Genomic DNA, 16,031 nt, shown 5'->3' with positions numbered 1-16,031 from the left:
TCAGGAGCGAGGGTCAAAGGCGTCACGCAAGGCTTCGCCGATGAACACCAATAAAGAAAGAATCAACGCGAGGGCGAAGAACGCCGTCAGTCCCAGCCAGGGGGCCTGCAGGTTCTGCTTGCCCTGGCCAATCAGTTCGCCCAGGGAGGCACTGCCGGCCGGCATGCCGAAGCCGAGGAAGTCCAGTGCCGTCAGGGTCGAGATCGCCCCGGTCAGGATGAACGGCAGGTAGCTCAGGGTCGCGTTCATGGCGTTGGGCAGAATGTGTCGCACGATGACTTTGCGATCGCTCAGGCCCAACGCCCTGGCTGCCTTGACGTATTCCAGGTTGCGCCCGCGCAGGAACTCGGCGCGCACCACGTCCACCAGTGCCAGCCAGGAGAACAGGGCCATGATGCCCAGCAACCACCAGAAATTGGGCTCGACAAACCCCGAGAGGATGATCAGCAGGTACAGCACTGGAAGTCCTGACCAGACCTCCAGCAGACGCTGTCCGAGCAGATCGATCCAGCCGCCGTAATAGCCCTGCAAAGCCCCGGCAGCGATGCCGATCAGCGCGCTGACGAAGGTGAGCATCAGGGCGAACAGAATCGATACCCGCGCGCCGAAAATCACTCGCGCCAACACGTCTCGCGCTTGATCGTCGGTGCCCAGCCAGTTCACGCTTGAGGGTGGGCTAGGGGCTGGTTTGTTCAGGTCGTAGTTGGGCGTGTCGTCACTGAAGGGAATGGGCGGAAACAGCAGCCAGCCACCGTCCTTCTTGATCAGTTGCTGCACATAGTCGCTGCGGTAATCGGCCTGGAAGGGCAGCTGTCCGCCAAACTCCTGCTCCGTGTAGCGCTTGAACGCCGGGAAGTACCACTGGCCCTGGTAGCTGACCATCAACGGTTTGTCGTTGGCGATCAGTTCGCCACCCAGGGTGAGCAGGAACAGGCCGACAAACAACCACAGCGACCACCAGCCGCGACGGTTTTTCTTGAAGCGCTCAAAACGACGACGACCCAACGGCGAAAGCTTGAACATCAGGCATTCCTCGCGGCGAAGTCGATACGCGGGTCGACCAGGGTGTAGCACAGGTCGCCCACCAGTTTTATCAGCAGGCCGAACAGGGTGAAGATGAACAGTGAGCCGAACACCACCGGGTAATCCCTTGAGACCGCCGCCTCGTAGCTCATGCGACCAAGGCCATCGAGGGAGAAGATCACTTCGATTAACAAAGAGCCTGCAAAAAATACGCTGATGAAGGCCTGGGGAATGCCCGACACCACCAGCAACATGGCATTACGGAACACATGGCCATACAGCACCCGGCGCTCGCTCAGGCCTTTGGCGCGGGCGGTGACCACGTACTGGCGGGTGATTTCATTGAGGAACGAGTTTTTGGTCAGGATGGTCAGGGTCGCGAAACCACCGATCACCAGCGACGTCACCGGCAGCACCAGGTGCCAAAAGTAATCGGCGATCTTGCCCAGGGTCGACAGTGACTCGAAGTCATCGGACACCAGTCCTCGGACCGGGAACCAGTTCAGTGAGGTGCCGCCGGCGAATACCACAATCAGGAACATCGCGAAGAGAAACGCCGGCATGGCGTAGCCAATGATGATCGCGGTGCTGCTCCAGATATCGAAATGACTGCCGTGATGCACGGCCTTGCGGATGCCCAGCGGGATCGACACCAGGTAGGTGATCAGCGTCGCCCAGAGACCGAGGGAAATGGTCACCGGCATTTTCTGAAGGATCAGGTCGGTGACCGTGGCGCCACGGAAGAAGCTCTTGCCGAAATCCAGGCGCGCGTAACTGGTGAGCATCAGCCAGAGTCGTTCGTGGGCCGGTTTGTCGAAGCCGTATTGTTTTTCGATGTCCTTGATCAGTTGCGGATCAAGGCCACGGCTGGCCCGGGACGTGTTGCTCATGGCTTCGCTTGAGCCACCGCCAACGCTGGCGCCGCCAATGCCTTGCAGGTGGGCGATGGCTTGTTCCACCGGGCCGCCGGGGGCTGCCTGGACGATGACGAAATTGACCAGAAGAATGATCACCAGCGTCGGAATGATCAGCAGCAGGCGCCGCAGTATGTAAGCCCACATCAATGCGGTCCTCCGGGTCTGCCGCGACGAATGCGCTCGGCGGTCATTTGCTGGTTGGTCAGCGGCGTGGTACTCACTTCCCACCAACTCTCGATGGCTTCGTCATTGCTGGCTTGCACGTTGGGGATGCCGAAGCGGTTCCACCACACGGTGGAGGTTCCTGGCGGGTAATAGTTGGGAATCCAGTAGTAGTTCCATTGCAGCACGCGATCCAGCGCGTGGGCGTAGCGCAACATGTCGGCCTTGGTATTGGCACGCACCAGCCCGCTGATGAGGGTGTCCACCGCCGGGTTCTTGAGGACCATGTAGTTGTTGGAACCCGGGTCGTTGGCGGCCGCTGAACCGAAATAATTGAACAGTTCGCCCCCCGGAGACGTGGTGACCGGGTAGCCGGTGACGATCATGTCATAGTCGCGGCTCATCAGGCGATTGACGTACTGCGAGGCATCGATGCGACGGATATTCAGGTCGATGCCGATCTGTTTCAGGGTGCGTTTGTACGGCAGCAGCAAGCGATCCATGCCGTTCTGACTGACCAGGAACGTGAATGTCAGCGGCTCGCCGTCGGCGTTGACCAGTTGATCGCCCTTGGGTTTCCAGCCGGCCTGTTCGAGCAGGTCCAGGGCCTGCAACTGTTTATCGCGGATCACGCCGCTGCCATCGGTTTTGGGTGCCTCGAACACTGTAGTGAAGACTTCGTCGGGAATCTGCCCGCGCAGGGGTTCGAGAATTGCCAGTTCGCCGGCATCCGGCAGTTGCCGGGCGGCGAGTTCGGTGTTTGAGAAGAAGCTCTGCTGGCGGATGTACATGTTTCGCATCATCTGCCGGTTGCTCCATTCGAAGTCCCAGAGCATGACCAGTGCCTGGCGTACGCGGCGATCCTGGAACATCGGCTTTTGCAGGTTGAACACAAAGCCCTGGCTCGGTTGCGGGGCTTCGGTCGCCAGATGCGCTTTTTGCAGCCGACCGTCGCTCAGTGCCGGGCTGTCATAGCCGATGGAGTAACCGGTGGCGGAAAATTCGCGGTTGTAGTCGTAGGCGCCGCCGCGCAAAACCTGGCGGGCGACGTCGGTATCGCCGAAGTACTCAATGCTGAAGTGATCGAAATTGTAGAGTCCGCGACTGACCGGCAGATCCTTGCCCCACCAGTCGGCATTTCGTTCGAACGTGATGCTGCGTCCGGAGTCGACCTTGCCCACTCTGTACGGCCCGCTGCCCAGCGGCGCCTCGTAACCGCCGCCACCGGCGAAATCACGGTTCTTCCACCAGTGCTCGGGCAAAACCGGCAGCGTGGCTATATCCAGCGGTAAGGTGCGGTTTTCGTTGTTCTTGAAGTCAAAGCGCACGGTCAGTGGCGACTCCACCACGACGCCTTTGACGTCGGCAAATTGCGTGCGATAGCGCAGGCTGCCCTGGGTCATCAATAGATCGAAGGTGTAACGCACGTCTTGGGCAGTGATCGGCGTGCCATCGGCAAAGCGTGCCTTGGGATTGAGGTAGAAGCGCAGGGACAGGCCGTCGTCGGAGCGCTCCATCTGCTGCGCCACCAAGCCATACACGGTGTAGGGTTCATCCAGTGAGCGTTGGGCCAGGGGCGAGTAGAGCAGGCCATCGATCTGGGAGACGCCGATGCCCTTGTCGATGTAAGGCAAGACATGGTCGAAAAGACCAATTTCGATCGCCGAGCGTCGCAGGGTGCCACCCTTGGGGGCCTGAGGGTTGGTGTAGTCGAAGTGACTGAAGCCGGCAGGGTATTTGGCCGGTTCGCCGTAGACGGTCAGGGCATGTTGCAGTGTGGCGGCAGCGGGTGGCAAACCTGGGAGCAAAGCCAGGGAAAAAAGTAGTGAATATAAAAACAATCGCATTGTTGGCCTTGGCGCGTATGTCTGGGTAACGGCGTTTGAATGGAGATTACCGGGCAGTAGACCACATTGCCATGTTGTCCGGGGATCGGTAGCGTGCTAGCCACTTGTTACCTGTCATTTATGACAGTAGACACAGGGCGTGGGTGAGCGCCATATATTTCAGGCGAATAGGGCATTACGCATCACGATATCCCGGACATGAAACGGTGAAGGAGTCTCGTCATGAACACTGATCCCAAGAAAATTCTTCCTGAAATTAAAGGTGCGCACACCGGTGTTGTTTATTTAAGAGTTATCCCCGATCAATTTAAAGTCATTATCAGAATGTGGGATGGCGCAACCCCTAGGCAAGAGTATGCGTTAAGAATTTTAGGCAGCATTGATGAAGACGGCGTGGGTCATGATCAGTTAGTTTATAGTGACATATTGACGAGGGGTGATATTGAAAAAGGGGAGCTCGAAATCACTCTCTATAAATCACTTCTTTTGAGGCTTATTGATCAGCAGTACTTTTTATTAAAATTCTCAGTGAAAATAAATGGAGTAGAGACTCGCTTTGCGGGGAGTCGCTACATGTTAAAGCACGATCACACGGATTTGACCAATTTCAGCACTGGACAATTGGAAGGGTGGGCCTTGGGTCCAGAGATACAACCAGGTGATGTGACATTTGTAGAACATGAGGGCAAAAAATGCCTCTTTTACAACCCAGATGAAAAAGTCTCTAGGAAAGTCATTATTTCTCGAACATTCAATTTGGTTGAGGGACGGCGGTATATGTTGAATGTGGGGGTTTTTGTGCCACCTGCTCAGCCACTAAAATTCGTGATTATTATTTTGAAGGAGGGCCAGAGAAGCACCTATTGGGCGTTCAGTAGTGGACTTGAACGAGCATTGCCCATTGAGCTTGGCATTACAGCCAAGTCAGCCAGTACCACTGTGGAAATTCTTACCGACGACGAAGTAGGGCCTTACTCTCCATTCATGCTTACAGATATCGGCGTCAGTGAGCACAATCCTCTTAGACCTTGGGATCCTGAGTGGGACATAGAGTGGGAGCCTGGAGGCGATCATCCTGTTAAAGAACCGCATTCGGATTCTCCCGACCTGTGATGTCTCAAACCCCTGAAATGGAAACGCCGCTTATCCAAAATGAAAAGCGGCGTTTTATTTCACGCTTCGCAATAGACTGCGAATCGGTCAGTCCTGGCGGCTGGTCACTTCCAGCAAGTGGTAGCCGAACTGAGTCTTGACCGGGCCTTGCACGACGTTGATTGGTGCGCTGAAAACCACGGTGTCGAATTCCTTGACCATCTGGCCAGGACCGAACGAACCCAGGTCACCGCCCTGACGGCTGGAAGGGCAGGTGGAGTTGGCTTTGGCGATTTCGGCGAAGTCTGCGCCAGCCTCGATTTGGGCCTTGAGTTCGTTGCACTTGGCTTCGCTGGCAACGAGGATGTGGCGGGCAGTGGCTCTAGCCATGGAAATATACTCCTTCAATATTCGGTAAAGTGCTGAGCCTACCGGATTCAGCGAGCGATTTCTCCTGTAGGAACGAGCTTGCTCGCGAAAAACGTGCCGATAACGCGGTCATTCAGACGAGGCGCGTTATCGTTGACGTCCATCGCGAGCAAGCTCTGCTCCTACGGGTGAGCAACATCACGATCAAAGACCGGCTTTTTTCAGGCGCTCGGCGTGCTGCACATACAGGTCAATCGGGTCGACATTTTTTCCGAGCGGGACGCCTGCCTGGCGAAGAGTACCGAGATGGTCCAATGGATAGTCCGAGCGAATGACGGTGCCCAGATGGGAACTGTAGCGACCGACCATGCCATCGTTCTGCCCGGCTTCGGTGATGAAGTATCGGGAAAAGCCGCGCAAGAACCCGTGCAATGGATCAATCGGATTTAAACCACCCTCCAGCAGGTTTTCCGGCAAGGTACCACTCCAGGAGTAAAAGCGGACGCCGTTGACCCGCTCGCAACCGTTGCCACCCCAGGTTTTCGGCAGCCCTTGTGGGTACTTGTCGTTGAATGCAGCGACACTCTCTGTACTCAGCGCGTTCAATGCGGCGATGGCATTGCGTGGGATGCCGCGATTGCCACTGATCAAGGTCAGAAAATCTGTGAACAGAATGGCGACGGTCCCGGCAATCTGCTCGGGCAAGCTGCCAGGTGTCAGGGCCTTGCGCAGGAAGTCGGCCAGCTCGGAACCGTGGTTCGGACCACTGACGGACGTCACTGAAGCCACTGACTGCGGTGCAATTGCGGCGGCATAACGAGCGGCCAATGCGCCCTGGCTGTGACCGATCAAGTTGACCTTGCTCATGCCTGTACCGTGCAGTACCCGATTGATCTGCGCCAGCAGTTGATCGCCTCGTGTTTCATTGCTGTGGGTGGCCGACAGATGGGGAACGAATACCCGCGCGCCGGCGCTTCTGAGGGCTTGTTTAATGTCATGGAAGAGCTCGAAGGTGCCGATTCGTTCGAACCCGAAGAGCCCATGAACCAAGAGGATGGGGTAGTGGGTGTCTGCAGTCCTTTGCATGTGTTTGTCCTTTTTCAGCGATCAGGGAGGTACCTTGCGGCTCACTCTAAAACACAGGGACGTCTGTGGGATGTATGAAAAGGACGCGCAAAGCGGGCGAAAATGGAATAAGAGGATGTTGAAAAGGTGGTGCATACACCCCCTGCGCATTCGTAGGAGCGAAGCTTGCTCGCGATGGTCGTCAATGATGACGCGGACTGATTGATTGCCCGCGTTGTCCAGCCGATTTTCGCGAGCAAGCATTGCTCCTACAGAGATCCGCGCTCAATCATGCTTCGTACGAAGGCGCTGTGCTGCTTGACGTAACAACTGCTCTGTGGCGCCCCAACCCAGGCATCCATCGGTGACCGACACACCGTACTTCAGTGACGGACTCAGCGGCTGACAGCCCTCGAACAGATGACTTTCGATCATCATGCCGATCAGCGAGCGATCGCCCTGAAGGCGTTGTTCAAGTACGTCGTTGAACACCATCGGCTGGCGCAGCGGATCTTTACCGCTGTTGGCGTGACTGCAGTCGACCATGATCCGCGCCGGGATTTTCAGGCGGGTCAAGTCGCTGTGTACCTTGGCAACGCTGGCGCGATCGTAGTTCGGCCCGTTGTGGCCGCCGCGCAGTACCAAGTGGGTATCTGCATTGCCCGGAGTCTGGACAATCGCCGGGTGCCCTTGGCTATCGACGCCGAAATGACGATGTGGATGGGCGGCCGAGCGCATGGCGTCACTGGCTACTGTGACACCGCCGTCGGTGCCGTTTTTGAAGCCCACCGGCATGCTCAGTCCGCTGGCCATCTCGCGATGGATTTGCGATTCGGTGGTGCGGGCGCCGATGGCGACCCAGCTGAGCAGGTCATCAAAGTATCCGGCAGCCATGGGTTGTAGCAGTTCTGTTGCCACCGGCAGGCCCAGCAAGAGCATTTCACGCATCAGCTCACGGGAAAGAGTCAGGCCTGCTGCCATGTCATCGCTGCCGTCCAGGTGCGGATCGTACGCCAGGCCTTTCCAGCCGACCGTGGTGCGAGGCTTTTCGACGTAGGCACGCATCACTAGCAGCATTTCGTCGCTGACCTCGGCGGCGAGGCGGGCGAGGTTGCCGGCGTATTCGAGGGCGGATTTCGAATCGTGAATCGAGCAAGGCCCGACAATGACCAGCAAACGAGAGTCTTCACCCTTGAGGATCGCTCGAACCGCTTGGCGGTGGGCGGCGACTTGCTGGGTCAGCGCGTTGCTCAGAGGTAATTGCTGTTTGAGTTGCAACGAACTGGGCAGGCGCAGGGTCAGCGCTTCGTTGGCAGGGCTCAGGGTGGACAGTGGCAGAGCAGAGATGGACGAGTTCATATTCAGGCTTCCTGGGCTGGCGGCGGGTTCGCTCCCGCGCACTCGGCCCTATTGGGGTGTTCGACAATTGGCCAGATTGGCTACGTGTGTGTGCTTGCCACCTGTGGGTGACCGATCGGAGGCGGCAGGCTGTCCCGAGCGGAGGGTGGTAAATCGCCAGGCGGAAAAACTGTCGTAACGGTAATAAGTGGCGTAGTTCATGTGCTTGATCCTCTGAATGTCTGGTGTGTCGCTAAAAATGTTTAGGGCTGAAAAAGCAAAACCCCCGGTCGGGAGGCCGACCGGGGGTTGAGAATTCTCTGGTGGCGACCCGTTGGAAGTGGGCGCCGTGTGGGTATCAGGCGCGCCAGTGGCTAAACCAATACCCAAAATAAAAGCTGACCGGAGCACAAGCGTCTTTCGCCCAGGCAGCCGCAACCGAGCGCAGGGCGCTGGCGGTACGAAGCTGTAAGAGGGCGTTGAACATGGTGTGTCTCCGATGGATGCGCCGAGCTTACTAGAGCCCGGCACGAGGATTCAATCAGAAAATGCTATCGCGCACCGGCGGCGCTTTCTATCGCTTGAGTGTCCCGTCGGTTGTCACCACACTTCGTGCCTTGAAAAAACAAATCGCGGAGGCAGGATGGAGTTTTCATGGCTTGCGGCCACTGACCGCGATCGGGACTTTGCCCGCGAACTGACCTGTCGCAACATGCTGCGTTATTACATTCAGTTCGACTTGTTGTGGGATGACGAAGCGTTCGATGTGGCTTGGACAGGGCGCGAAAACCGCCTGATCATGAGCGGTGAGCATCGGGTGGGGTATGTCAGCCTGAGTCGAGATGCCAGAGCGTTGTACATCCGCGAACTACAGATCGACGAAGCGTATCGCGGGCAGGGCGCCGGTTCCTGGGCGATCGATCAGATATTTACCTTGGCATGTCAGGAACGGCGTCCAGCATTACGCTTGACGGTTTTTGAGAACAACCCCGCGCGGGCGTTGTATGAAAGAAAGGGACTACAGGTGGTCGGGGCGCACGAGTGCTTTGTGCGGATGCAGCGTGACGTCGATGGCCCGCATCGCTGAAACACGCTTGCTACAGGGCTTTCAAGATAAATGGAAACTTTTTATCTGACGCTTTCCGCTAGGTCTGCCAGATGCTTTTTTGCTAAGGTGTCGGCAACCCAATAAGACCATATCGCGAGGTGTCTGCTTGATTAGGGTGCTAGTGGTCGATGACCATGATCTCGTTCGTACAGGCATTACACGAATGTTGGCTGATATCGATGGCCTGCAGGTCGTCGGCCAGGCTGAATCGGGGGAAGAGTCCCTGCTCAAGGCGCGCGAGCTGAAGCCCGATGTGGTGTTGATGGACGTCAAGATGCCCGGGATCGGTGGTCTTGAGGCCACCCGCAAACTGTTGCGCAGTCATCCGGATATCAAGGTGGTCGCGGTAACGGTCTGTGAGGAAGATCCGTTTCCTACACGATTGTTGCAGGCCGGCGCTGCGGGATACCTCACCAAAGGCGCGGGTTTGCCGGAAATGGTCCAGGCGATCCGCCTCGTGTTCGCCGGGCAGCGCTACATCAGCCCACAGATTGCCCAGCAACTGGCGATCAAGTCTTTCCAGCCGACCAATGATTCTCCTTTCGACGCCCTGTCCGAGCGGGAAATCCAGATCGCATTGATGATCGTCGGTTGCCAGAAGGTCCAGATCATCTCCGACAAATTGTGTCTGTCGCCCAAAACCGTGAACACCTACCGTTACCGCATTTTCGAAAAGCTTTCGATCAGCAGTGATGTCGAGTTGACGCTGCTGGCGGTTCGTCACGGCATGGTTGATGCCAGCCTCTGAACATGACTGAACCCTTCGATCCAAGTGCCTTTCTGTCGACCGTCAGTGGGCGCCCCGGTGTGTATCGCATGTTCGACAGCGAGGCACGCCTGCTGTACGTCGGCAAGGCCAAGAACCTCAAGAATCGCCTGTCGAGCTATTTCAGGAAAACCGGCCTGGCCCCCAAGACCGCCGCGCTGGTCGCCCGTATCGCGCAAGTCGAAACGACCATCACCGCCAATGAAACCGAAGCGTTGCTGCTCGAACAGACGCTGATCAAGGAATGGCGTCCGCCGTACAACATTCTGCTGCGCGACGACAAATCCTACCCCTACGTTTTTCTGTCCGATGGCCAGTTCCCGCGCTTGAGCATCCACCGCGGTGCAAAAAAGGCCAAGGGCAAGTATTTCGGTCCCTATCCCAGCGCCGGAGCGATTCGCGAAAGCCTGAGCCTGCTGCAAAAGACGTTTTTCGTTCGCCAATGCGAAGACAGCTATTACAAGAACCGTACGCGCCCTTGTCTCCAGTACCAGATCAAGCGCTGCAAGGCACCTTGTGTAGGCCTGGTCGAGCCCGAGGTGTATGCCGAGGATGTACGGCACTCGGTGATGTTCCTTGAAGGCCGCAGCAATGCGCTGACCGACGAACTGTCGGCCGCAATGGAAGAGGCCGCTATCAACCTGGAGTTCGAGCGTGCCGCCGAGTTGCGGGACCAGATTTCGCTGCTGCGGCGAGTTCAGGATCAGCAGAGCATGGAAGGCGGGACGGGTGATGTCGATGTGATCGCGGCGTTCGTCAATCCGGGTGGCGCTTGCGTGCATTTGATCAGCGTGCGCGGTGGGCGGGTGCTGGGCAGCAAGAACTTCTTCCCGCAAGTCGGTATCGAAGAAGACGTTTCAGAGGTCATGGCCGCGTTTCTTGGCCAGTATTTCATCAGCAGCCCAGAACGCGACTTGCCGAGCGAGTTGATCGTCAATGTGGTTCACGATGACTTTCCGACATTGATCGCAGCCATTGAAGAGCTGCGGGGTCGCGAACTGACCATCAGTCATCGGGTGCGCGGCACCCGAGCCCGTTGGCAGCAATTGGCGGTGACCAATGCCGAGCAGGCATTGGGCGCTCGACTGGCAAACCGTCAGCACATCACCGCACGCTTTGATGCGCTTGCGCAGGTGCTGAACCTGGACGAGCCTCCGCAACGCCTCGAGTGCTACGACATCAGTCACTCCAGCGGTGAAGCAACGGTGGCCTCTTGCGTGGTGTTTGGCCCCGAAGGCCCGCTCAAGTCCGACTACCGGCGCTATAACATCGAGGGTGTTACCGCTGGAGATGACTACGCCGCGATGCACCAGGCACTGACCCGGCGCTTCAGCAAGTTGAAGGACGGGGAGGGCAAGCTTCCGGACATTCTGCTGGTGGACGGTGGCAAAGGGCAGTTGTCCATGGCTCGCGATGTGCTCAATGAACTGGCGGTGCCGGACTTGATTCTACTTGGCGTGGCCAAGGGAGCGACTCGCAAGGCCGGGTTCGAAACGCTGTACCTCAACGATGCCGCCCACGAATTTACTTTGCGCGGAGATTCCCCCGCGCTGCATTTGATTCAGCAGATCCGCGACGAAGCTCACCGATTTGCCATTACCGGGCACCGCGCTCGCCGTGGAAAAACCCGTCGGACGTCTACGCTTGAAGGCGTTCCCGGTGTTGGGCCGACACGTCGCCGCGATTTGCTGAAACATTTTGGTGGATTGCAGGAGCTGTCTCGTGCCAGCATCGAAGAGATCGCCAAAGCACCCGGGATCAGTAAAAAGCTCGCAGAGTTGATTTATGCAAATCTGCACAGCGAGTAGAATGCCCCCTCACCTCGTAGCCAGTTGTGCCGATGAATATCCCTAATCTGATTACCGTTCTACGCGTCCTGCTCATACCGATCTTCATTTTACTGTTCTATCTGCCTTACCAATGGAGCTACCTGGCGTCAGCCTCGGTCTTCGCATTTGCCGCAGCGACAGACTGGCTGGACGGGTATCTGGCCCGCCGTCTGGAGCAAAGCACGCCGTTCGGGGCCTTTCTCGATCCCGTTGCCGACAAGTTGATGGTTGCCGTTGCATTGGTTTTGCTAGTGCAGGAGCACGGCAATCTGTGGCTCACGCTGCCGGCTGCCGTCATCATTGGTCGCGAGATCGTTGTCTCCGCGCTGCGCGAATGGATGGCCGAACTCGGTGCCCGCGCCCATGTGGCAGTGTCGAATCTGGGCAAATGGAAAACCGCCGCACAGATGTTGGCGCTGGTGATCCTGCTGGCCAATCCGTCGCAGTTCAGCTTCTGGGTGCTGTTGGGTTATGTCCTGCTGATGGTGTCCGCAGGCCTGACATTGTGGTCCATGATCCAATACTTGCGGGCCGCCTGGCCGCATCTGAAGACCGACGTTGAAAAGAAATAAAACTTTTTTGAATCAAAGGGTTGACGGGGCTTCTGGAATCTATAGAATGCGCCACACCAAGACGCGGGAATAGCTCAGTTGGTAGAGCACGACCTTGCCAAGGTCGGGGTCGCGAGTTCGAGTCTCGTTTCCCGCTCCAAGTTTGTACACATTTGATGTTGCGCTACTGACAGCAAATGTTTTGAGGCCGAGTAGCAAAATGGTTATGCAGCGGATTGCAAATCCGCCTACGCCGGTTCGATTCCGACCTCGGCCTCCACTAATAAACGACCCCGTAGATCGATGATCTACGGGGTTTTTTATTGCCTCTGACAAAGTGCTTGATCGGCGAGGGAGTGGCCGTCGGGTTTTCTGCGGGAGGCAACCTGTTGTTCTTCACGCCCATTCACATCTTGTTCTGACGGCCGATAACCCGGTATCTGATCAAAACAAGGAACGCTCGAATGTCCACGATAGACACATTCACCTCAGGTAATAGCGGCTCGGTTTCGATGTTAAAACCGACCAGGGTGCCAACGGATACTGAGGCGACTGTCACGACGTCGGCACCATCTGCCTCAACAGCAGGCATCAAGGTGTCTCTATCGGGCGCTGGAATCCAGAAAGCCACCGGTTCGAGCGGCAAAGACCGTGATATCGAAGAAAGCGGTTTGCCAAAAGACGTTCAGCAGATTTTGAAAATGATCCGCAAACTGCAGCAGCAGATAGCCGAGAAGGTGGCACAGATGCAAGCGGTGATGGCCGATCACCGCTTGAGCCCCGAAGAGGCGAAGGCCAGGGTGAGTTCACTGCAAGCGGCCATCTCGGGTCTCAACGCGGGGTTGATCAGTGCCAATACTGCACTCAGCAAAGCCATCAAGCAGGCAGGTTTGAGTCCCGACCAGGTGCTTAAGACAATGTCATTGGCAATGAAGTCGTAACCCCGCCCGTAGTGATACTCGGCTCAGCGAAATTCTGGAGTTGATTCTGCTGGCTCGTGGGTGAGGGTGCTTCCCACAACTTGAGGGGGGGGAAGTAGAGTCTGTCGATCGCGTACAGGGCGCTGACTTGCTGGAGCGCACACCGTTGCCGCCACAATAAGTACTCTCCCTAGGTCACTGATCTACTGGGATTTTTATGGCGCTTGGAGGGATGGAGGGCTCCGCAAACTCCCCAATCCTGGCGGGTAATCTGAAAAAACCTTCGTAGGTCCATGATTTACGAAGTTTTTTATTTTGGGTTTGCGCAGTATTTAGTCTCGAAAATCGTACTCGCGACCTTGCTTCACCGGGGCGGGATGTATATATTTCCCCCCTCTGATTCACCGCGCTACCGCCCGAATGGCGAAACTGGTAGACGCATGGGACTTAAAATCCCCCGCTCGTAAGGGCGTGCCGGTTCGATTCCGGCTTCGGGCACCATCTAAAATCAAGGGTTTGCAAGCGAAAGCTAATGCAAACCCTTGTTTGTTTCCGGTCCACTATTTTCGACCATTTCCCCGTCGGGCCTACTGCATAACGACCTTCGCGGCATTAAGGATTTGCGGGGTGGCCGCTCCCTGTTCAAATCAGGCAACCGCTCTGGACTCAGAATCTCGCCGACCGCGTGCCTCTGCTGCTTGGTCTGGGCCTCCCATCGGTCATTTGTTGTGCCGGTTACCTTCTACCTCAATCAAATTTCTTCCGGTGAGATCACCCACAAACTGCAGGGTAGCTTGTACAGCAAGTGCTCCACTGTACTGCCCACCAACCGTTCCATGCCACGGTGACCAACGCGGCCCGTGACAATGACATCTGTTTCATAGGCATTGGCATAGCTGCAAAGCACCTTGGCCGGGTTACCCATGATCATGTGCTGACGTTCCGCTGGGACGCCATTGCGTTCGCAAAGATCACGGAATGCATCCGCTTGTGCGTCGAACAGGGTCTTGGCTTTGCCCGAGGAGAAGAATGCCGAACCATTACTGAAGCCGAACTCGTCTGCGCTGATGCTGGAAAGATCATGGGCGTAGATGACGTCGAGTTCAGCATTGCAGGTGGTGGCCAACTTTGATGCCTCGCCCAGAATCCTGTCGTTGAAACCTTCGTATTGGTCATCACGATGAAATGGGTCGACAGCGGCGATGATTTTGCGCGGCAATGCGTGGTGCATATGGCTGACAAAATGCAGGGGTACCGGGCATTCACGCAGCAGATGGATATCCAGCGGGGTAAACATCAGGCGTGACAGCAGTGATTCGTGATCCAGCGCCTTGATCAACACCTCCATTGGTTGTTCCTTGAGGTGAATGAGAATTTCCTGCAAGGGCCTTTCCACCCAGACCACTTCAGTGCTGACGTGAACGCCGATTTTGCGCAACGGCCTAGCCTGGTCTTCAAGCCATTGACGATGGCGCTCGACATAACCCAAGCGCATCTGTTCCAGCGCTTGTTCGTTCACCAACCCGGCGGTCGCCAGCCCTTCAAGATAATCGAATGCCACAATGTGCAGTGCCGCGTCCGAGGCCTTGGCCAATGCGGCAGCCCGGTCGAAGGCGGGGCTGTTTTCCATCAACGGCGAAACGATCAGCATGAAACGTGATTGATCAGACATGACAGATCTCCGGCAGGTAATCGTGCAATGACTTTCCACAACGGCGCGGCGTTGGGCAGTGAAGCCTTACACCTATCCTGCTTTCGACCGGGGCAGGGCGGTTGATCTTTGTCAAAGGGGATTGGGACGGTTGGTGCCATCCGACGTACGGCTGCCCCTAGCCCGCCCAGTGACGAAATTGTTGACCATTATCAATCTCTCGTCCGTCTCGCCGGCGCAGTCTTTGGATTCGCGCTGAGCCTGGGCTTATGCAAGACAAGGAGGGAAGACTATGAAAACCATGAAAGCGGCTGTTTTCGTTGAACGTAACCGGATTGTGCTGGAGGACAAGCCCATCCCCGAAGTTGGCCCACAGGATGCTTTGATTCGTATCACCACTACGACTATTTGCGGAACCGATGTGCACATTTTGCGGGGTGAGTATCCGGTAGCGAAGGGCCTGACCGTGGGCCATGAACCCGTTGGTGTCATCGAGCGGCTGGGCTCGCAGGTGCGGGGCTTTGTCGAAGGGCAGCGTGTGATTGCTGGTGCGATCACGCCAAGCGGACACAGTTATGCCTGCCTCTGTGGTTGCGGCTCGCAAGACGGGCCGGATACCCGCCATGGTTTTCGTGCCACCGGAGGCTGGAAGTTCGGCAACATTATCGACGGCTGCCAGGCCGAGTACGTGCTGGTCCCGGACGCGATCGCCAATTTGTGCCCCATTCCCGACGAACTCAGTGATGAGCAGGTGTTGATGTGCCCGGACATCATGTCCACCGGTTTTTCCGGGGCAGAACGGGGGGAAGTGAATATCGGCGATACGGTTGTTGTGTTTGCCCTTGGGCCGATAGGCCTCTGTGCGGTAGCGGGGGCACGCCTGAAAGGTGCGACGACGATCATTGGTGTCGATGCCGTGGCTGAGCGCATGAGTGTCGCGCGGCAGTTGGGGGCGACCCATGTGGTTAACTTCAAGGACGGTAACGTGGTCGAGCAGATCATGGCCCTGACCGAGGGTCGGGGTGTCGACGTGTCCATTGAGGCTCTGGGGACCCAGGGGACGTTCGAGTCCGCGCTGCGGGTGCTGCGCCCGGGTGGTCGACTGTCCAGCCTCGGAGTCTACTCCAGCGATTTACGAATTCCCCTCGATGCCTTCGCCGCAGGATTGGGGGACTACAGCATCGTCACCACCCTGTGCCCCGGTGGCAAAGAGCGCATGCGTCGATTGATGGCGGTGGTGCAAAGCGGTGGCGTGGACCTGTCGCCGCTGGTGACGCACCGTTACAAACTCGATGATATCGAGGCGGCTTATGAGTTATTTGCCCACCAACGGGATGGCGTGATGAAGGTCGCGATTACGCCGTGAAGATGTGTGGGCGGCTCTCGAAAACCA

General features: G+C 57.1%; 14 protein-coding genes and 3 tRNA genes. 10 read left to right on the top strand and 7 right to left on the bottom strand.

What is annotated here, in order from left to right; genetic code table 11:
• From ABTV22_RS15670 to ABTV22_RS15660, 3 genes are read right to left on the bottom strand one after another with little or no spacing between them, the layout of a single operon-like run.
• Entirely contained in the window at window positions 1-1,023 is a 1,023-nt protein-coding gene (locus ABTV22_RS15670) for an ABC transporter permease (RefSeq protein ID WP_433735416.1), read from the bottom strand.
• Window positions 1,023-2,084: a microcin C ABC transporter permease YejB gene (locus ABTV22_RS15665; RefSeq protein WP_433735415.1), complete on the bottom strand. Its 1,062-nt coding sequence runs from the start codon at window positions 2,082-2,084 to the stop codon at window positions 1,023-1,025. Before ABTV22_RS15665 ends, ABTV22_RS15670 begins: the two co-directional genes overlap by 1 nt.
• On the bottom strand, window positions 2,084-3,949 hold the full coding sequence (locus tag ABTV22_RS15660; protein ID WP_433735414.1) for an extracellular solute-binding protein: 1,866 nt from the start codon (window positions 3,947-3,949) through the stop codon (window positions 2,084-2,086). The genes ABTV22_RS15665 and ABTV22_RS15660 overlap by 1 nt, the downstream gene beginning before the upstream one ends.
• 222 nt (window positions 3,950-4,171) lie before the next feature.
• Between ABTV22_RS15660 and ABTV22_RS15655 the strand changes: the two genes are divergently transcribed.
• Window positions 4,172-5,062 (top strand): hypothetical protein, encoded by an 891-nt coding sequence (locus ABTV22_RS15655; protein WP_433735413.1) that lies wholly within the window; start codon window positions 4,172-4,174, stop codon window positions 5,060-5,062.
• A gap of 87 nt (window positions 5,063-5,149) precedes the next feature.
• Here the strand turns inward: ABTV22_RS15655 and ABTV22_RS15650 are convergent, their stop codons facing one another.
• The 3 genes from ABTV22_RS15650 to ABTV22_RS15640 all read right to left on the bottom strand — a co-directional run bounded on the left by ABTV22_RS15650 (window position 5,150) and on the right by ABTV22_RS15640 (window position 7,834).
• Window positions 5,150-5,431 carry a peptidylprolyl isomerase gene (locus ABTV22_RS15650; RefSeq protein WP_175388553.1) on the bottom strand — a complete coding sequence of 94 codons (282 nt, stop codon included), beginning with the start codon at window positions 5,429-5,431 and terminating at the stop codon, window positions 5,150-5,152.
• A 183-nt stretch (window positions 5,432-5,614) separates the two neighbouring features.
• The gene (locus ABTV22_RS15645; RefSeq protein ID WP_433735412.1) at window positions 5,615-6,496 is read right to left on the bottom strand and encodes a lipase family alpha/beta hydrolase; all 882 of its coding nucleotides are present in this window, start codon (window positions 6,494-6,496) and stop codon (window positions 5,615-5,617) included.
• Between the two features lie 264 nt (window positions 6,497-6,760).
• Window positions 6,761-7,834, bottom strand: coding sequence for a 3-deoxy-7-phosphoheptulonate synthase (locus ABTV22_RS15640; RefSeq protein ID WP_433735411.1), 1,074 nt, complete (start codon window positions 7,832-7,834; stop codon window positions 6,761-6,763).
• A gap of 622 nt (window positions 7,835-8,456) precedes the next feature.
• Here ABTV22_RS15640 and ABTV22_RS15635 point away from each other — a divergent pair.
• From ABTV22_RS15635 to ABTV22_RS15600, 8 genes are all read left to right on the top strand, one after another.
• Window positions 8,457-8,900, top strand: a complete 444-nt coding sequence (locus ABTV22_RS15635) for a GNAT family N-acetyltransferase (protein ID WP_433735410.1) — start codon at window positions 8,457-8,459, stop codon at window positions 8,898-8,900.
• Between the two features lie 127 nt (window positions 8,901-9,027).
• Window positions 9,028-9,669 carry a response regulator transcription factor GacA gene (gene gacA / locus ABTV22_RS15630; RefSeq protein ID WP_008015884.1) on the top strand — a complete coding sequence of 214 codons (642 nt, stop codon included), beginning with the start codon at window positions 9,028-9,030 and terminating at the stop codon, window positions 9,667-9,669.
• Window positions 9,670-9,671: 2 nt separating this feature from the next.
• Complete coding sequence (uvrC, locus tag ABTV22_RS15625; protein ID WP_433735409.1) at window positions 9,672-11,495, top strand: excinuclease ABC subunit UvrC; 1,824 nt, start codon at window positions 9,672-9,674, stop codon at window positions 11,493-11,495.
• Window positions 11,496-11,527: 32 nt separating this feature from the next.
• A complete protein-coding gene (pgsA, locus tag ABTV22_RS15620; protein WP_433741414.1) occupies window positions 11,528-12,088 on the top strand; it encodes a CDP-diacylglycerol--glycerol-3-phosphate 3-phosphatidyltransferase in 561 nt (186 codons plus the stop codon).
• A 63-nt stretch (window positions 12,089-12,151) separates the two neighbouring features.
• Window positions 12,152-12,227, top strand: a tRNA-Gly gene (locus ABTV22_RS15615).
• A gap of 46 nt (window positions 12,228-12,273) precedes the next feature.
• A tRNA-Cys gene (locus ABTV22_RS15610) sits at window positions 12,274-12,347 on the top strand.
• Between the two features lie 184 nt (window positions 12,348-12,531).
• Window positions 12,532-13,008, top strand: coding sequence for a hypothetical protein (locus tag ABTV22_RS15605; RefSeq protein WP_433735408.1), 477 nt, complete (start codon window positions 12,532-12,534; stop codon window positions 13,006-13,008).
• 393 nt (window positions 13,009-13,401) lie between these two features.
• Window positions 13,402-13,488 (top strand) — tRNA-Leu (locus ABTV22_RS15600).
• 250 nt (window positions 13,489-13,738) lie between these two features.
• On the opposite strand, the gene ABTV22_RS15595 is transcribed toward ABTV22_RS15600, so the two are convergent.
• Window positions 13,739-14,659 carry a universal stress protein gene (locus ABTV22_RS15595; RefSeq protein ID WP_433735407.1) on the bottom strand — a complete coding sequence of 307 codons (921 nt, stop codon included), beginning with the start codon at window positions 14,657-14,659 and terminating at the stop codon, window positions 13,739-13,741.
• A gap of 271 nt (window positions 14,660-14,930) precedes the next feature.
• On the opposite strand from ABTV22_RS15595, the gene ABTV22_RS15590 reads away from it, so the two are divergent.
• Entirely contained in the window at window positions 14,931-16,004 is a 1,074-nt protein-coding gene (locus tag ABTV22_RS15590; protein WP_433735406.1) for an NAD(P)-dependent alcohol dehydrogenase, read from the top strand.
• Window positions 16,005-16,031: the final 27 nt, after the last annotated feature.

It is taken from the genome of Pseudomonas putida (assembly GCF_050990305.1).
In the GTDB taxonomy this organism is placed as follows: Bacteria; Pseudomonadota; Gammaproteobacteria; order Pseudomonadales; family Pseudomonadaceae; genus Aquipseudomonas; species Aquipseudomonas putida_AH.
Note: the sequence above shows the minus strand (reverse complement) of the source record. Positions and strands in the feature narration are given on the sequence as shown.